This window comes from Providencia sp. PROV116, from assembly GCF_028482485.1.
Lineage (GTDB): Bacteria > Pseudomonadota > Gammaproteobacteria > Enterobacterales > Enterobacteriaceae > Providencia > Providencia rettgeri.
Genome location: NZ_JAMPQO010000005.1, coordinates 194,186 through 211,739, shown reverse-complemented (window position 1 = coordinate 211,739; position 17,554 = coordinate 194,186). Strand labels below are relative to the sequence as shown.

12 protein-coding genes are annotated in these 17,554 nt (G+C 38.9%); 4 read left to right on the top strand and 8 right to left on the bottom strand.

The window, feature by feature from the left end; genetic code table 11:
- Positions 1 to 70: 70 nt before the first annotated feature.
- Positions 71 to 3,298, top strand: a complete 3,228-nt coding sequence (locus tag PSE72_RS05205) for a M66 family metalloprotease (protein WP_272690918.1) — start codon at positions 71 to 73, stop codon at positions 3,296 to 3,298.
- A 44-nt stretch (positions 3,299 to 3,342) separates the two neighbouring features.
- Here PSE72_RS05205 and PSE72_RS05200 read toward each other — a convergent pair whose 3' ends face one another.
- Positions 3,343 to 4,524 (bottom strand): multidrug effflux MFS transporter, encoded by a 1,182-nt coding sequence (locus PSE72_RS05200; RefSeq protein ID WP_115167682.1) that lies wholly within the window; start codon positions 4,522 to 4,524, stop codon positions 3,343 to 3,345.
- A 136-nt stretch (positions 4,525 to 4,660) separates the two neighbouring features.
- Entirely contained in the window at positions 4,661 to 6,067 is a 1,407-nt protein-coding gene (gndA, locus tag PSE72_RS05195) for an NADP-dependent phosphogluconate dehydrogenase (RefSeq protein WP_004909277.1), read from the bottom strand.
- Positions 6,068 to 6,309: 242 nt separating this feature from the next.
- On the opposite strand from gndA, the gene PSE72_RS05190 reads away from it, so the two are divergent.
- Both PSE72_RS05190 and PSE72_RS05185 read left to right on the top strand, forming a co-directional pair.
- Positions 6,310 to 7,893, top strand: a complete 1,584-nt coding sequence (locus PSE72_RS05190) for a TerC family protein (protein WP_115167683.1) — start codon at positions 6,310 to 6,312, stop codon at positions 7,891 to 7,893.
- Between the two features lie 183 nt (positions 7,894 to 8,076).
- Positions 8,077 to 8,742, top strand: a complete 666-nt coding sequence (locus PSE72_RS05185; protein ID WP_115167684.1) for a hypothetical protein — start codon at positions 8,077 to 8,079, stop codon at positions 8,740 to 8,742.
- 91 nt (positions 8,743 to 8,833) lie between these two features.
- Here the strand turns inward: PSE72_RS05185 and asmA are convergent, their stop codons facing one another.
- The 6 genes from asmA to apbC form a co-directional block, all read right to left on the bottom strand.
- Positions 8,834 to 10,672, bottom strand: a complete 1,839-nt coding sequence (gene asmA / locus PSE72_RS05180) for an outer membrane assembly protein AsmA (RefSeq protein ID WP_115167685.1) — start codon at positions 10,670 to 10,672, stop codon at positions 8,834 to 8,836.
- A gap of 127 nt (positions 10,673 to 10,799) precedes the next feature.
- Positions 10,800 to 11,381, bottom strand: a complete 582-nt coding sequence (gene dcd, locus PSE72_RS05175; protein ID WP_115167686.1) for a dCTP deaminase — start codon at positions 11,379 to 11,381, stop codon at positions 10,800 to 10,802.
- A gap of 38 nt (positions 11,382 to 11,419) precedes the next feature.
- Positions 11,420 to 12,064, bottom strand: a complete 645-nt coding sequence (udk, locus tag PSE72_RS05170) for a uridine kinase (RefSeq protein ID WP_004256495.1) — start codon at positions 12,062 to 12,064, stop codon at positions 11,420 to 11,422.
- Between the two features lie 178 nt (positions 12,065 to 12,242).
- The gene (htpX, locus tag PSE72_RS05165; protein ID WP_115167687.1) at positions 12,243 to 13,199 is read right to left on the bottom strand and encodes a zinc metalloprotease HtpX; all 957 of its coding nucleotides are present in this window, start codon (positions 13,197 to 13,199) and stop codon (positions 12,243 to 12,245) included.
- Between the two features lie 86 nt (positions 13,200 to 13,285).
- On the bottom strand, positions 13,286 to 13,846 hold the full coding sequence (locus PSE72_RS05160) for a LemA family protein (RefSeq protein WP_115167688.1): 561 nt from the start codon (positions 13,844 to 13,846) through the stop codon (positions 13,286 to 13,288).
- A 212-nt stretch (positions 13,847 to 14,058) separates the two neighbouring features.
- Positions 14,059 to 15,171, bottom strand: a complete 1,113-nt coding sequence (gene apbC / locus PSE72_RS05155) for an iron-sulfur cluster carrier protein ApbC (RefSeq protein ID WP_004256506.1) — start codon at positions 15,169 to 15,171, stop codon at positions 14,059 to 14,061.
- A gap of 262 nt (positions 15,172 to 15,433) precedes the next feature.
- Here apbC and metG point away from each other — a divergent pair, with 262 nt between their 5' ends.
- Positions 15,434 to 17,461, top strand: coding sequence for a methionine--tRNA ligase (gene metG / locus PSE72_RS05150; protein ID WP_272690917.1), 2,028 nt, complete (start codon positions 15,434 to 15,436; stop codon positions 17,459 to 17,461).
- Positions 17,462 to 17,554: the final 93 nt, after the last annotated feature.

Genomic DNA, 17,554 nt, shown 5'->3' with positions numbered 1-17,554 from the left:
ATTAATAAATTTTATTGTAAATTATATGAAAATTATTTCATAAAATTGTAAAATAGCAGGAAGATAATAAATGATAGAGAAAAACGAAATAATCCAAAATATTATTAAGACCCCTCCTTTTAACTCATTAGCCTCCCCTTATTCAACAAGCTTGGAAAATAATATTTGTGAAATATTTCAAATATTAAATAATGAAAATAGCGAATCAAACGTGGAAATAATTTCCCATGAATATAAAACAAACAATCCGCTTATTCACTTAGATAGAAATGATGAAAAAGGCAGTAGTGGAATACGACCAGATAAAGCTATTTACTTTAATGAAAATAAGTTTATTGACCCAATAACACATAAAGAAATCAGTGATACAAGTGGTGAATTAAAGGGAAGCGTTTATTTTGCTCAAAACTCAATTATTCCTGCTGTTAATCGAATTGAAGGAGATATACAACCAACATTAGTGCCTAATCGAAAAACCTTAATTATGTTTAAGCCACAACATAAAATCCCCGATAACGAAGATGTTTATATAGAAATAACAGATAGTAAGGGAACAGGGTCATATATTAAAAAGCTTTCACCTCCATCAAAACTCCCCCAGCTATCCTATTTAAGCATTTATGAAACAAATCTAAGGCCTCGAGACTTTAAAAAACCTAGCTTTTTTGATTTAGAAGTCAGAAATGTAAATCAACTAAATAAGGTACTAGAAAGCCCCAACTATTTTAATCAACTTATTTCTAAAGCTGATAATATCAAATTTAATTTCAGTGGTATAAAATACGATAATTGGACTAAGCCTATTCATCTTAACTCAAACCCAAAATACCGAGGCAAAAATATAGTTTTTTATAATAGTACCAATTCAAATATTATTATCAGATATAGTAATAAATATCATACAATAGAACAAAATCATTCTATCCAGTTTATTTGTGATAATAGCGGGAGGTGGCAAACAAAACCTGAAACCAAAAAACTAAAGGAACTGTCTGTGAGTAAAAAAATTCCTAAAACTTTTGATTATGAATTACATAATAAAGATAAGATAGAAAACTATGATATAGCGCTCCCCCTTTTGCTAAAAAGATACTCAAGTATAAAAATAAATATTCACGATAATTCTGATGTAAAAAAAATTAAATTAACAAACAATAAACAATACGAATCAAAAATAATACAATTTTCCTCGGAGTCTATGGAGAAGAAAAAAATTAATTTTAATAATAAGGAGATAACTTTAAAAAAAGGAGATTTTCTTTATTTTGTCTGCGATAAAAAAGGCATTTGGAGAAAATTGTCAATCAATACTGATGCATCAAAACTGAGCTTAGGGAAAAGTTTCGAATATGATGAAGTCATAAATGAAAAAGAAAAACTAGAGCAAATGCAAGAAAATACTCAGTTTATGGAAAACTTACTATTACGAAATCAAAGACAAATCAGAATAGACATTAATGATGAAAACTGGGTTGATTCCATCAAATTACCAAATGGCAATCGTTATTGCTATATCACCTTTAATACAACGGCAAGTAAGAACACAAAGATTCATATTAATGGGACCTATTTAGAGCTAAAAAAAGGGGAACATCTCAATCTCGATTTTGTTACTAAGACTAAGAAATGGAGAAATAACCCATTAATAGTCCTTCCTGAACATATGAATAATCTTGAATATATGGAGAATACTTGGTCAACAACAATTCCCGGTGAATATATTCAGCCTAATATAAAAATTGATTTTATACATAAAAATAAAATGGGGATCTTACCGAAGACCACGATAGGTGCACCAACGATGTTAAGATTACATCTTTTGGATATTGGTATTTTTACTGAGCCGAGAGATAAATTCGATTTTAGGGATACTCCCGAGCTTAATCGGCAATATTATCAACAAATTCCAGCCTCAATACTCCTCGTAAACCGCTATGAATCAACACGGGTCGATCAATTTGTCTTCGGTGATGGAACGATTTTAAAAGAGGTTATTCCTGAAAATGGTGGTTGGCATGAAGAGTCAATTTCAAAAATAACTCGCTGGGCATATGGGGAAGGCATTCATATGGCGACGTCTGGTATTAATAGTTCACCAGATGATGGCCCCACCTTTGTACCAACCCCGCAAATAGTCGTCTATAACTCTGTTGGCCAATATCAAAATGGTAGGGTTATCCATGGGGGGATGGGTAGTTATACCGGTGGGCTAGCTTCTGTTGAGGATTCGATAGGCAATGAGTTTAGCCATGAATTAGGTCATAATTTTGATATTATTGACTTTTACGGTGGGCATACAGAACTTGGTATCCATCGCCCTTCTCATCAGAAGAACTCAACGTGGGGCTGGGACGCGGATAACAATATGTTTATCCCAAATTTTGAACGGTCTGGGATAGCAGACCATGATGCAATGAATGGTGGAAGCCCGAAAGATGAAAGCAATAATGCTTATTCACTTTATACGCCAAATACATTAGCCGCCATCCAACAGCGACTAGAAAAACTTCACGCTTTTAATAGTGATTCCTCAACGGGTTATCAAAAATGGAATTCTGAAACAAGCAAAATGGAAGATGCCTATTTAGAATTACCAAGCTTTCTCCAATTTAATGTTCCAGTTAAAAATGGTGAAGATATCTCTCTATACAAATTATGTAAAGCACTCGAAAAGTACGATGTGCTAAAAATAAAATTAGGTAATGACTATCATAGTAAAAATATACATTTACCTGACGCATCGTCTAGAAATGCGGAAGATACCATCATAATAGAAACTTGTACTGACTGGGATACGACTGTTCACCTTAATGGTGAAACTGAAAAAATTAAGAAAAATGAAAAAATAACCTATATTTCCGATGGTAAGTCATGGGTTAAATCTCATCTCCATGGGTTACACAAAAAACCAATAAAACAAGATGTTCCCGTTATTACCGTACTCGGTTTTTATGATCCTGAAGGGCAAATTTTAGTCACCGATCCTGAAAAACAAAAATCAAACCATGTACAAGATATTTTATATGGCTCTTCAGGCATGGTTTATAAAGACAATAAGAAGCTAGATTCTTGTTCTTCTTATTTGGAGTTCGATCTTGAAGATGGAACAACGCGACAATACAAACTTCATGGTACCAATTTCAGAACATCTCATATGAACCGTTTTCATGTAAATATTGAGAGAGACTTAAAGCCCGTTAAAGTTAAAATTTTTATTAAAGGTGAGCTAAAAGAATCTAAAGATATTGAAATTAGAGAACTTAAATTACCCACGACCATTAATGGGCTAACCATTTAAACCAATATGAATAAGAGCAGGCTTATCGTCCTGCTCTTACATCATTAATGGGGCTCTGCTAACCTCAAACTGGCTTTTTTGGCAACTAAACCAAAAATACACCCAACCAACATCACAATCGCCAGTGATAATTTCGGGGCGATTGGCAAACCAATGGCACATAACCCAAGAGCGGCTCCCCCGGTCATTTGTACAAAACCCACTAAGGCAGATGCGGTACCCGCTTCATTACCAAAGGGTTCTAAAGCATAACTGGTTGCCGTTCCCATCATAAAGGCCAGCCCTGTACAAGCACAGGCGACAGGTAACATATAGACTAACCAATGGCTTTGTATTTCTACCGGCAATACGACAAAACCTAGCAATAATCCTAAGCAACCAAATGCCATCATTAAACTACCCACTAATAAACAGGTTGGTCGCCCTATTTTATGAATAAAATAATTAGCAATATAACTGGCAAACATGATCCAAAAACCATTAATGCCGAATACAATAGAAAATGCTAGCGGAGATAACCGCGCATCCCCCATCAGCACTGTTGGTGCAAGTGACACATAAGTTAATGCCATCCCCATCGTGCCTGCATTCACTAAGGCAAAAATAATAAATTGATGATTTCCCAAAATTCGCCAATAGGTTTTCAGCGGAATAACCTTTGCTTTAGGTAAATTAACTGGGCGTGTTTCCGGTAAAAAAGCAACAATTAGCACTAATATAACCAACGCATACAAAGCAAGAAACCAAAACGGTGCCCGCCAGCCCCATGCCTCTGCCAGCAAACCTCCAAGTAGCGGAGCTAATGCTGGAACAATATTTAATGTTCCATTTAAGAAACCAAAAGCGCGAGCGGCTTCCGTACCATTCATCCGGTCACGTACACAACTAAATGCCACTACCGAAGTACAACAAACCGCAACACCTTGCAATAAACGTGATGCAATAAATACAGTAGGTGTTGTTGCTACAATAGCAACACCTGCACCAATGATATATAACAGCATACCCGCAATCGCGACAGGTTTTCGTCCATATCTATCGACTAATGGGCCCGAAATCAATTGCCCTAGCCCCAGAACAAGAATGAACAGTGCTATCGTTGACTGGATCACCGACTCACTGCTACCTAAATCCTTCGCAATATCAGGTATTGTTGGTAAATATAAATCAATCCCTAATGGACCAAGTAAGACTAATAAAAGTAATAAGATAAGAAAATTACGCATAAACCATGCCTAGACTCGATAAAATGTAATTTAGAAAATACTCATTGTTATAAATTAAACATTTTACGGTGCTTAAAAGTCAAAAAAGGCGCTAAACTTAGCGCCTTTCATGTCATCAACAATCAATGATGACGGGTTATTCCATCCATTCAGTATGGAAAACACCGTCTTTATCAGTACGCTTATAAGTGTGAGCACCGAAGTAGTCGCGCTGCGCTTGGATTAAGTTTGCAGGCAATACCGCTGAACGGTAGCTATCATAATAAGAAATAGCAGCTGAGAATGTTGGTGTTGGGATACCATTTTGTACACCATAGCACACCACATCACGCAGTGCTTGCTGGTATTCGTCAGCAATTTGTTTAAAGTATGGCGCTAACAACAAGTTGGCAATTTTTGCATCTTGGTTATACGCATCGGTGATTTTTTGTAGGAACTGCGCACGAATGATACAGCCTGCACGGAATATTTTTGCGATTTCACCGTAGTTTAAATCCCAATTATATTCTTCTGATGCCGCTTTCAGCTGTTGGAAGCCTTGTGCATAAGACACAATTTTACCTAAATACAGTGCGCGGCGAACTTTTTCAATAAACTCTTTTTTATCGCCTTCAACCGCTTTCAGTACTGGACCTGTTAATACTTTAGAAGCTGCAACACGCTGATCTTTTAAGAAAGAAATATAACGTGCAAATACAGATTCAGTAATTAACGTCAGAGGGATACCTAAATCCAGCGCACTCTGGCTAGTCCATTTACCAGTACCTTTATTAGCCGCTTCATCAAGAATCACGTCAACCAGATATTTACCATCTTCATCTTTTTTCTTGAAGATATCTGCTGTGATTTCAATTAAATAGCTACTCAGTTCACCTTTGTTCCACTCAGCAAAGATGCCAGCTAATTCTTCGTTGCTCAGATTCAATGAACCTTTTAATAATGAATAGGCTTCTGCGATTAATTGCATATCACCGTATTCAATACCGTTGTGAACCATTTTAACATAGTGGCCCGCACCATCTGCACCAATATAGGTCACACAAGGTTCGCCTTCTGCTTGTGCTGCAATTTCTTTTAAGATTGGTGCAACTAACTCATAAGCTTCTTTCTGACCACCAGGCATAATTGAAGGACCTTTTAATGCGCCTTCTTCACCACCTGAAACACCAGTACCGATGAAATTAAAACCTTGCTCAGATAATTCACGATTACGACGGATAGTGTCAGTAAATAAGGTATTACCACCGTCAATTAAGATATCCCCTTTGTCCAGATGAGGAGTCAGCGAGGCAATTGTTTTGTCCGTTGCTTCACCCGCTTTTACCATCAACAAGATGCGGCGAGGTTTTTCCAGAGAGTCAACAAACTCTTCAATTGTATAGTTGGGAACTAATTTTTTCCCTGGATTTTCGGCAATCACTTCATCTGTTTTATCTTTAGAACGATTAAAGATAGACACTGAGTAACCACGGCTTTCAATGTTGAGCGCAAGGTTACGCCCCATGACTGCCATTCCGACAACACCAATCTGCTGCTTTGACATGAACAACTCCTGTCTGATTAGGACCAAGTCAGCCTCGACCGTGCTGACATTCTGTTAACGGGATCACATATTAACCTAGGATTGTGTTGCATGGTAGTTATTGATGCAATCGATGACGTATACAAGGCCATTTTTGTCAAGAATTGTCCAACTAACGTTATTTTTTATTGATATTTCGTTCAACAAACCGCATTATTCACTCGTCGGTATAAGCCGTCATATCAGAAGGTAAAACAAACTGTATGGAATGGATCGCAGATCCTTCGATTTGGGCGGGCCTCGCTACCCTTATCGTTCTAGAAATCGTTCTTGGTATTGATAACCTCGTCTTCATCGCCATTCTGGCCGATAAGCTCCCGCCAAAGCTGCGTGATAGAGCCCGTGTAACTGGACTTTTATTAGCCCTGATTATGCGTATTGTGCTTCTATTTAGCCTGTCATGGCTCATTACCCTCACGAAACCGATATTAACCCTCTTTGATCACGCCTTTAGTGCTCGAGACCTAATTATGTTGGTGGGTGGTTTATTCCTCTTGTTTAAAGCCACAATGGAGCTAAACGAGCGGTTGGAGGGGAAAGACGAACACACTAATACCCAAAGAAAGACATCGAATTTCTGGGCTGTTGTTGCGCAAATTATTGTTCTTGATGCCGTGTTTTCACTGGACTCCGTGATCACCGCTGTCGGTATGGTTGACCATATCGGTGTAATGATTGCAGCTGTGACCATTGCAATGGCATTAATGATTTGGGCAAGTAAACCGTTAACGAGCTTTGTTAACCAGCACCCAACCATTGTCATACTGTGTTTGAGCTTCTTACTGATGATTGGTTTCAGCTTAGTTGCCGAAGGGTTTGGCTATGCCATACCGAAAGGTTACTTATACGCTGCAATTGGCTTCTCTATCATGATTGAAGTCCTAAACCAATTTGCCCAATTTAATCGACGTAAATTCCTTAAAGGCTCACGTCCACTACGTGAACGTACAGCAGAGGCGGTATTACGCATTCTTAGTGGTAATAACGAACGTGGAGAATTAGACCCACATACTTCTGATCTTATCGCTGATAATCAATCCGTTTTTGACCCACAAGAGCGTTTAATGATTGCTCGAGTGCTCGGTATGGCACAACGTAACGTAGAAAGCATTATGACTTCACGCCATGATGTGGATTACCTCGACATTAATAAATCATCTTCAGATTTACTGCAATTAATGGAGAAAAACCCACACTCGCGTTTAGTGGTCATTGATGAAACTATCAGCGATGAACCTGTTGGGGTAGTACATGTAATGGATTTGGTTAAACAGCAATTAAAAGGCCAGCCATTAAACTTACGTGCATTGATTACCCAACCATTGATATTCCCAGAAGGGTTGTCTCTGTTAAAAGCGTTAGAGCAGTTTCGTAAGGCGCATACTCACTTTGCCTTTGTTGTGGATGAGTTTGGTTCTATCGAAGGTATCGTGACATTGACCGATGTAATGGAAACCATCGCAGGTAACTTGCCGGTTGGTGATGAAGAAAATGACTCTCGCCACGACATTCAAAAACTGGATGATGGTACTTGGATTGCCAACGGCTTTATGCCACTTGAAGACCTGATCATGTTTATCCCTATGGAATTAGACGATAAACGTGAGTATGAAACGATTGCGGGTCTTTTAATGGAACACTTACAACGTGTTCCTGAAGTGGGTGAACAAGTGACAATTAACGGTTGTATATTCCAACCTCTTGAGGTTAACAGCCACCGAGTCAATAAAGTGTTAATCACCCCACCAGCCCCTGAGGGGGATGGATATGAATTTGAAGATGACTAACCTTTAATGCTAATACAAGAATGCCGACCTCTGTGTCGGTATTTTTTTGTCTTAATTTTAGTGAAAATGGCGATTTAATCGCTTAAATAAAAAACCGACATCGTTTTTTAAAAGAAATAAACATTGAAAAACTGAATAATTCATAGCAATTAAATACACCCAAACTCTAATAAAGGTCATGCTATGCGAGTAAATACCCAGCCTCTAAATGTAAATACATTAAAAACATCAAATATTAATAAAAGTGCTGATAAATCACCAGGAAAAATTGCAGTTACAGCAAGTCGCATTCAAAATAATGCGGAGCAATGCCCAGTAACCTCTAAAAAGAAAGTCTGCTTTTCAGACGTCAGCCAAATGAAAGAGTTTTCTAGTAAAGACGCTCACATTGAAGTTTCAAAAAACCAGTCTATTAGTACTCTCACTAAAACAGATGAAAAAACCGTACACAATCAAGATATTAAAAAATTGAGAAATGAAATATCTAAGAATTTATCAACAATCGCAAAAAAAATAAAAAGTATCGGCACCTCAGATGGACGAGGATGTAAGGTCATCTTATCTAAAAATACAATGACTACATTGAATAATCAGCTCTCAAAATTAAAAGATAACATTCAAAGCTATAAGAAAGATTTAGAACGTTCAACTTATCAACACAATAGTAATAAAGAAAAAACACTCAATAAATTAGAAGATAAACTAACTAATGCAACCGCAGCGTTTCAAAGAGGCCAAGACAAAAATGACTTTTTATCTGGAGACTATGCGATTGATAAAACGTCAAGGACCTCTGCAGATAAACTGCAAAGGCGAAAAGATTATGGTCTCGGAAATGGCTACTATTGATTTTCGGCTGATAACACAAAGCGGGAAAAACTACGCTTTTATCCCGCTTTGCCAACAACCTCAAACGCCCATTTAAGGGCGTTTTGTTGTCTTAAAGGGCATTCAATAAATCGTTGAGCCCTTTATTTTCTTCTTTCTTTAAAAAATTACCAAGGGCTTCTTTAGCTTGTGTACGTAACTCACTACGCAGTAATTTTTCAACATCTAATTGGTATTTCAAATTATGCCAATTACCATAAATTCGCAGTGGAATGGTCATAGCTTGCAATTGTTGAACTAAACGTGAATCCCCACCCCAGCCATTCGCAATATTAACCCCTAAATTGACATCAATGGTTTCATTAGGGATATTCATACGACCTTGCCCACTGATGTTAACTAAGGATGACATCGCATTCATAGAGGAAATGTTCAACGTACCTTTATTCAATTTACCTGCCACCGTGAAGGAATCAACCTCAGTGACGTTCCCCGTATTCACGGGCGCATTAATTTTATTCGTTACTCTGGAAACCGATTGCTGAATTAATAACGGAATATTCAACCCCTGTAGTTTGGCATTTCTTAACTCAAAATTAACAGGCCCTTGCCACTGGTTTTTTACTGCATTGTCATCATAACCCACACCAGATAACGCCGCATTTAACGAAATTATTCCACTTAATTTTTGTGGCATATCGAAGGCTTTTAATAGCGGTGTTAAGTCGATATTTTTTAAATCTGGCTTTGCTGAAACATAAGTAGGAGTTGAACTATAATTAAATGTCACCGGTAATGAAAAATCACCACCAAATGCCTTACCTTGTAGTTTTGAAACAGTTAAACGAGGTGTTTGGTTTTGTGCCTCAAAAACTACGTCACTAACCGTCATTCCACGATAGATTAACTGGTTAATGGCTAAATTGATATTGGCCGAAAATGCCTGCAAGCCTGATAAATCATACTGTTGAGGATTTGCACCAGAAATAACTGGTTTAACACCGACACGGTTATTATTCGTCTCTGATTCTACACGGGTACTGGCAGGCGCTGTTCCTAATAGATTATCTAAATCTAATTTCTCGGCGACTAAATTAACCCTAATTTCTGGGGTATTCGTTAATTGGATACTGCCATTACCTGATAGGCCACTTTCGTTAGCTGTTATTAACAAATTGCTTAAACTCGCACTTTCCACTTTCCCTTTGGTATATAGGAAATCACTTGTTATTTGCCCTTCAATTCCACTTTCAGGTAAATCAACACCACTCAATTTATAGTCAAACTGAGTTAATTTGCCACTAATCCTTTGATTAATATCTGATAAATCGATATCTGCGCGTAGATTAAATACAAACTCTTGTTGGTTTTTATTTAGATTTCCACTGAATTTAACTGCGACCTGTTTTTTATCACTTTTCTTCAGTGATAAATCAATGTTGCGCAGGTTAAATTCATCTTTAGCAGTTTGCCAAATAACTAAGCTATTAGAAATATTAATTTTTTCTATATCTAATAACCAGTCATTTTTCTCTTGTGCAGAGGTTGATGTTGGCACACCACCAGGCGCTACAGGGGCGTTACGGTGAGTTTGGATTTCGCTATCGGGTGTCTTGCGGATAACAGCACCATCAATAACAATTTGCTCAACAGAGAGTTTATGGGAAATGAGAGGCCATAATTCAACATCTAAGCGCATATTATCTGCACTTAGGATGGGTTTAGCGGCATTCGGTGCAGTAAGGGAAACAGGCCCAGTAATAATGCTTAAGGTTGGCCACACATGCCAACGCATATCACCGTTGAATTCAAGTTGATAACCACTTTTTTTCTCTACTTGTTCAACAATATAATGACGGAAATCATTCGGGTTCACTAACATTACAAGTGTTGTTAACCCTGCAACAATCACCACAAGTAAAATAATCAGTGTCGTCAAAAAACGTTTCATCCTTCCCTCTCTTAAATTCCGCTTGCGCTCGCCACAAAAATGAACTCACACCTATCCCTGAAAATGGGCGGAAATTACCGGTTTAATCTCCATTAAACACAACAACTTCCGCAAAGTTCACCGGTTATCAGTCTTCACTGATACGGCTACCAACAGCACCTTGTTGGTTTTTATATTTAGCATCTTGTCGGCTATTATAAGGGCGATCGGCACGACCAGATAATGGCTCAAAGCTTAATGCGCCAATCACCATGCCAGGACGCAATGCTAACGGTAATTTACCTGAATTATAAAATTCTAGCACGATTTGCCCATGCCAACCGGGGTCAATTCGATGTGCTGTTACATGCACCATCAAACCTAATCTCGCTAATGAAGAGCGCCCGTCTAACCAACCAACAAGGTCATCAGGGAGCGTAACAGACTCAAGCGTCACTGCAAGTGCTAATTCTCCTGGGTGCAGGAAAAATGGCTCATCCTCATCAAGAACAATTTCATCGCTCATGACGCGTTCTAATGCGGCATTAACCTCATCTTTAGGGCCACTCAGGTCAATAAATGCAGCCGTGTGTCCACGAAAAACACGGAATTGATTTCCTAAACGAACATCTGCAGTTGCACCATTGATTCGTTCAACTGGTGGGCGTGGGCTAATAACTAATTTACCATCATCCATCCATTGAATAATATCGCGGTCACAAAGACGCATGGTTGTTTCCCCCTTCATTATTTTAATTTCTGCGCGGTTTAATCTTGACAGAATTCGCCAATTTTCGCTTTCAAGATATCAATCGCTACACGGTTTTTCCCACCGCGAGGAACAATGATATCGGCATATTGCTTTGATGGCTCAATAAATTGCAAAAACATTGGGCGAACCGTTTTATTATATTGGTCAATAACGGAATCAAGTGTTCTGCCCCTTTCATTTACATCACGTTTAATACGGCGCATCAAGCAAATATCAAGTGGTGTATCGACAAAAATAGAAAAATCCATTTCACCACGTAAGCGTTTATCTGTTAATAATAAAATACCTTCAATGATAATGACTTTTTTAGGTTTGAACGTGATGGTTTTTTGTTTACGTGTATGAGCGACATAGTCGTATTGCGGGATTTCTACTGCTTGGCCACTTTTCAGTGATTTGAGATGTTCATAAAGCAAGCTGTGGTCCATCGAGTTAGGATGGTCATAATTTACTTTAAGACGTTCTTCCATTGGGACATCGGCTTGGTCTTTATAATAACAATCTTCTGGAATAACACCGATATTATGATCACCGACCTGTTCTCTTAATTCACGGTATAACGTGCTTGCAATTAAGCTTTTGCCAGATGCAGAGGCTCCCGATATACCTACAATGGTACAGTGATGCGCTATGTCAGTCATAAAATGATAACCTGGTTAAATATTTAGAAATGAGATACACAACAGAAAAATGTTATGTTGGCGGAATTATAGGGGGTAATGGCGTGTTGTTCCAGCATACCTCAACAAAGTTCGCTAAAAAAACACCCATTGGATAGGAAATGCCGTAAATCGGAGCGTACAAAATGTCATTTATACACTAAAATTGTTTTTTTCCTTCTAATACCGCAATGCGATTTTCAATCGAAGGGTGAGTAGAAAATACAGAATCGCCTTTATTAAAAATATAAGCGGCCTTGCGGTAAGCTTGCCCTGTGGTACTGTTATCATATTCATGGGTTTCATGATTACCGGAGATTTTTTTCAACGCACTTATCATGGCTTGGTTATCTGAAGTCAAATCCACTGCCGCGGCGTCAGCCATATATTCACGGGTACGAGATAAATAAAAATAGAGTATTTGGGTTATCCACGGTAAAACAAAATTTAGAACCAATAGGATCATTTGCGCTTTATTAGCAGCATTATTGCGGCTGCGCCCTGCTGTTCGGATAAAAATCTGACTAAATAAATTCGTTACCGTTAAAATCACGTTTGCCAAAATCCCCACATACAGCGTTAATTTTGAATCGCCGTGAATAATGTGCCCAACTTCATGAGCGAGAACGGCTTGAACTTCTTGCCGATTAAGTGTTTGTAACAAACCTCTGGTTACCCCCACAAGTGCATTACGCTTATTCCACCCTGCTGCAAAAGCATTCGGCTCATCCGTTTCTAAAATATATAAACGGGGAATATAACCTAAACTAGCACTTAAGCTTAATTCTTCAATAATATTAAAAAGTTGCTTTTCTTGAGGGCTACTCGCATTTTCTTGGGTGATTTCTCTGGCATTCATCCCAGCTAACATCATTTTATGGCCTCTAAAATGAATATAAATCAGCCCAAGAAAGGTTAAACCTAAAACAATAAAAGTGGCGATAGGTAATTCATGAAATGTCACAAACATCATCGCATTATCGACTAAGTCCAATTGCTCATTTGGATGTGTTGCAATATCTGCCAATAAGCCAATAATTAGCATTAAAAAAATATAGCTCATCACCACCAAACGCGTGCGAAGATTATTTTTACGAATGACATTTCTAAAATCCATAATGTGACCTGTTATCTACCACTCATATAATATCGGAACACCATAAGGCATTCCGATGATTGATAACTTCAACGGTTAAGCGGTTTTTAATCAAAATTAATGCGACGTGATTCCTCAGTCTTGATGGTTTCTTCATCAAGACGCCAATATTCCTTGGAAATTTTTAAGCTAGGAATAATGCCAACAATTAGTACCGCAGGCATAGACGCAATATACGCATTATAAGTTTCTAATGAGCGGTTATAACCACGTTTAGCAAATGACAATTTATTTTCTGAAGAAACGATTTCTTCTTGTAAATTTGCCATAATTGCATCGGATTTTAGCTCCGGATAAGCTTCAACTGCGACATTAATCGCCCCACTGGTCACCATTTTTGATAATGCATCTTCGGCTTCGCGGGCTTTATCCCCTGTCGCATTTTGTGCTTGTGTCCGTAGTTCAGTAATTTTGCTGAACACCTCGGTTTCATGGCTTAAATATTTTTTAACTGTTGCCAATAAGCTATCAAATACTTTTCCACGACGGTCTAATTGAACTGAAATCTCTGTTTCGCTCGAAATAACAGCTTCTCGCAATGCAACGATACGGTTATAAAAATAGATAACGATCAGCACCACGACAACAATAAAAATTAAAAATTTCATAGTCACCTTTTCGGGTTACCCGCAGGTAGAAAGAAAACTGATTAAATAACAGATGCAGCTATTCTACGCGAACATGACGCAATAAAGAAATATTCCGAGAACAATTCAGAAAAATAGAAGGTTAAAGTAGGCGTGTTTAGTAAAGAAAGGGGTCAACAATAAATAAGGCTATTTAGAGATAATACTAAATAGCCTTTTTGCTCTATAACCGATTAAACTGCACGGAAAGAAATTTCTGTTGGGATTTTATCCCCTTCCCAATACATCAAGGCTGAAATTCCTGAAGCAATTTCACGGTAGATATCGGCAAATTCACCTTCTGGATCACGCATAACAGTAGGCTGGCCACGGTCAAGGTCTTCACGTAAAGAGATATGCAGAGGAACCTGTCCCAATAATTTAGTATGGTATTTTTCTGCTAATTTCTCAGCACCACCGGTACCAAAAATCGGTTCTACATGCCCACAATTGCTGCAAATATGTGCACTCATGTTTTCAACAACACCCAGTACTGGGACATTGACTTTCTTAAACATCACTATGCCTTTCATAGCATCAACCAAGGCGATATCTTGTGGTGTTGTCACTACCACCGCCCCAGTAACAGGAATATTTTGAGAAAGCGTCAGCTGGATGTCACCTGTTCCCGGTGGCATATCGATAACTAAGTAATCCAAATCCGGCCATAACGTGTCTTGCAGCATCTGCATCAATGCTTTGCTTGCCATTGGGCCACGCCAAACCATAGCGTTGTCATCCGTCACTAAGTAACCGATTGAGTTTGTTGCCAAGCCATACGCCATGATTGGGGCCATATGCTGACCATCTGGGGAGGTTGGGCGCTCTAATGTTGTGCCTAACATATTTGGAATTGATGGGCCGTAAATATCCGCATCAAGGATCCCCACTTTCGCTCCTTCTTGTGCCAGCGCAAGCGCTAAGTTCACAGAAGTACTGGATTTACCAACACCACCTTTACCCGAACTGACGGCTAAGATATTACGAACACCATTAATGCCCGGCAAATCATTTGCACGTTTTAATGTGGTGATGTCATGGCGCAGTTTCCATTCAACAGCATGAGCGCCTGTTTGTTGCTTCAATTCAGCGGTCTTTTCGCTAATTAAAGTTTGAAACGGCCCTTTCCAAACGAATGGCATAACTAATTCGACATGCAGCACGTTGTCCAACATTGCGCAATGATGTAACGCTTTGATAGAAATCAAATTACGTTGCAGTGTTGGGTGTGTAAATGAAGCCAAAACTTTGGAGACTTGTTCAGTCAGCAGTTCTGGTTTGTTCTGCTCGGGGGATTTATCGTTCATCCCGGCTCCTTTATTTATATTTTTGAACTAGGTACATCCTGAATAATAAGCTACATAAAATTAAACAGATATACTTTGACTGAGATTAATCATAACAGAGAACACAAAAAATAGTGATTACCCCGCATAGTAAAAACCACAAAGAGGTAAAAATTTCTTTTTCGAACAAATTGCCAATTAATATTTTATACCCCTAGCAGCGATGGTTTTGATCGGTTAACATCAAAGACCCTTTTCAAATAATGGAAGTAAGAAAGTTACTATGTCTCAAGTCGCGAATAAATTACTGGTAACCTGTGCGTTACCCTATGCTAACGGTTCAATCCATCTTGGTCATATCCTGGAACATATTCAGGCTGATATTTGGGTCCGTTATCAGCGAATGCGCGGCAAAGAGGTTCACTTTATCTGTGCCGATGACGCGCACGGAACTCCAATCATGCTTAAAGCTCAACAACTTGGCGTAACGCCAGAAGAGATGATTGCGGCAGTGAACCAAGAGCATCAGAACGATTTTGCTGGTTTCGCCATTAGTTATGACAACTATCACTCCACACACAGTGAAGAAAACAAAGTCTTATCAGAGCTAATTTACGGGAAACTGAAAAATAACGGTTTTATTAAAAACCGCACTATCTCACAGCTTTTCGACCCAGAAAAAGGCATGTTCTTACCAGATCGCTTCGTTAAAGGCACTTGTCCAAAATGTAAAGCCGAAGACCAATATGGTGATAACTGTGAAGTCTGTAGCGCAACCTATAGCCCAACAGAGCTGATTAACCCACGTTCAGTGATTTCTGGCGCTACACCTGTCATGCGTGATTCAGAACACTTTTTCTTTGATCTTCCTGCATTTAGCGACATGCTTCAAGCGTGGACTCGCTCAGGCGCATTACAAGAACAAGTCGCCAACAAAATGCAAGAATGGTTCGAATCAGGCCTACAACAATGGGATATTACCCGTGATGCACCTTATTTCGGTTTTGAAATTCCTGATGCGCCGGGTAAATATTTCTATGTTTGGTTAGATGCGCCTATCGGTTACATGGGCTCCTTTAAAAACCTGTGTAATAAACGCGGTGACCTCGACTTTGACGAGTTTTGGAATAAAGATTCAAAAACCGATCTTTACCATTTCATTGGTAAAGATATCGTCTATTTCCACAGCCTGTTCTGGCCTGCCATGTTAGAAGGTAGCCAGTATCGTAAACCAACAAACCTGTTTGTTCATGGTTATGTCACGGTTAATGGGGCAAAAATGTCGAAGTCGCGCGGTACATTTATTACTGCCCGCTCTTACTTAGATCACCTAGATGCCGACTGCTTGCGCTATTACTATGCAGCAAAACTGTCTTCGCGTATTGATGACATCGATTTTAATTTGGAAGATTTCGTCCAGCGTGTGAATAGCGACATCGTCAATAAAGTGGTTAACTTGGCATCACGTAATGCGGGCTTTATTGCTAAACGCTTTGGCGGTCAATTATCAGCAAACCTTGCTGAGCCAGAGTTATACCAACAATTTGTTGATGCCGCTAAAGTTATCGGTGAGGATTATAACAACCGTGAATATAACAAAGCGATCCGTGAAATCATGGCATTAGCCGATATCGCAAACCGCTATGTTGATGAAAAAGCCCCTTGGGTTGTGGCAAAACAAGAAGGTAAAGATCAAGAGCTGCAAGATATTTGCTCGATGGGCATCAACTTGTTCCGCGTTCTAATGACTTACCTAAAACCTGTTTTACCAGGGCTCACTAAGCGTGCTGAAGCTTTCTTAAATAGTGAATTATCATGGGATACGATTAACACCCCATTATTGAACCACAACGTCGCACCATTTAAGGCATTGTTTAACCGCATTGAAATGGCAAAAGTGGATGCAATGGTCGAAGCCTCAAAAGAGAGTATCAAACCCGTTCAGCAACTTACGGGGCCGCTAGCCGATGACCCAATTCAAGATACCATCACCTTTGATGACTTTGCGAAAATTGACCTGCGAATTGCATTAATCAAGCAAGCTGATTTTGTTGAAGGCTCAGACAAGCTACTGAAATTACAATTAGATATTGGCGGTGAAACTCGCCAAGTATTTTCTGGTATTCGCTCAGCTTACCCAGACCCTAAAGCTTTAGAAGGACGTTTAACCGTGATGGTTGCCAACCTCGCACCTCGTAAAATGCGTTTTGGTATTTCGGAAGGTATGGTAATGGCTGCTGGCCCTGGCGGTAAAGATATCTTCTTACTCAGCCCAGACAGTGGTGCACAACCCGGTATGCAAGTTAAATAACCCATACTTGCTCTAGTCTGTTATTCATTAAAAGTGGGAAGCTAAATACTTCCCACTTTTTTATTGGCTTTTTATTGTGATCGGTAGCACAAT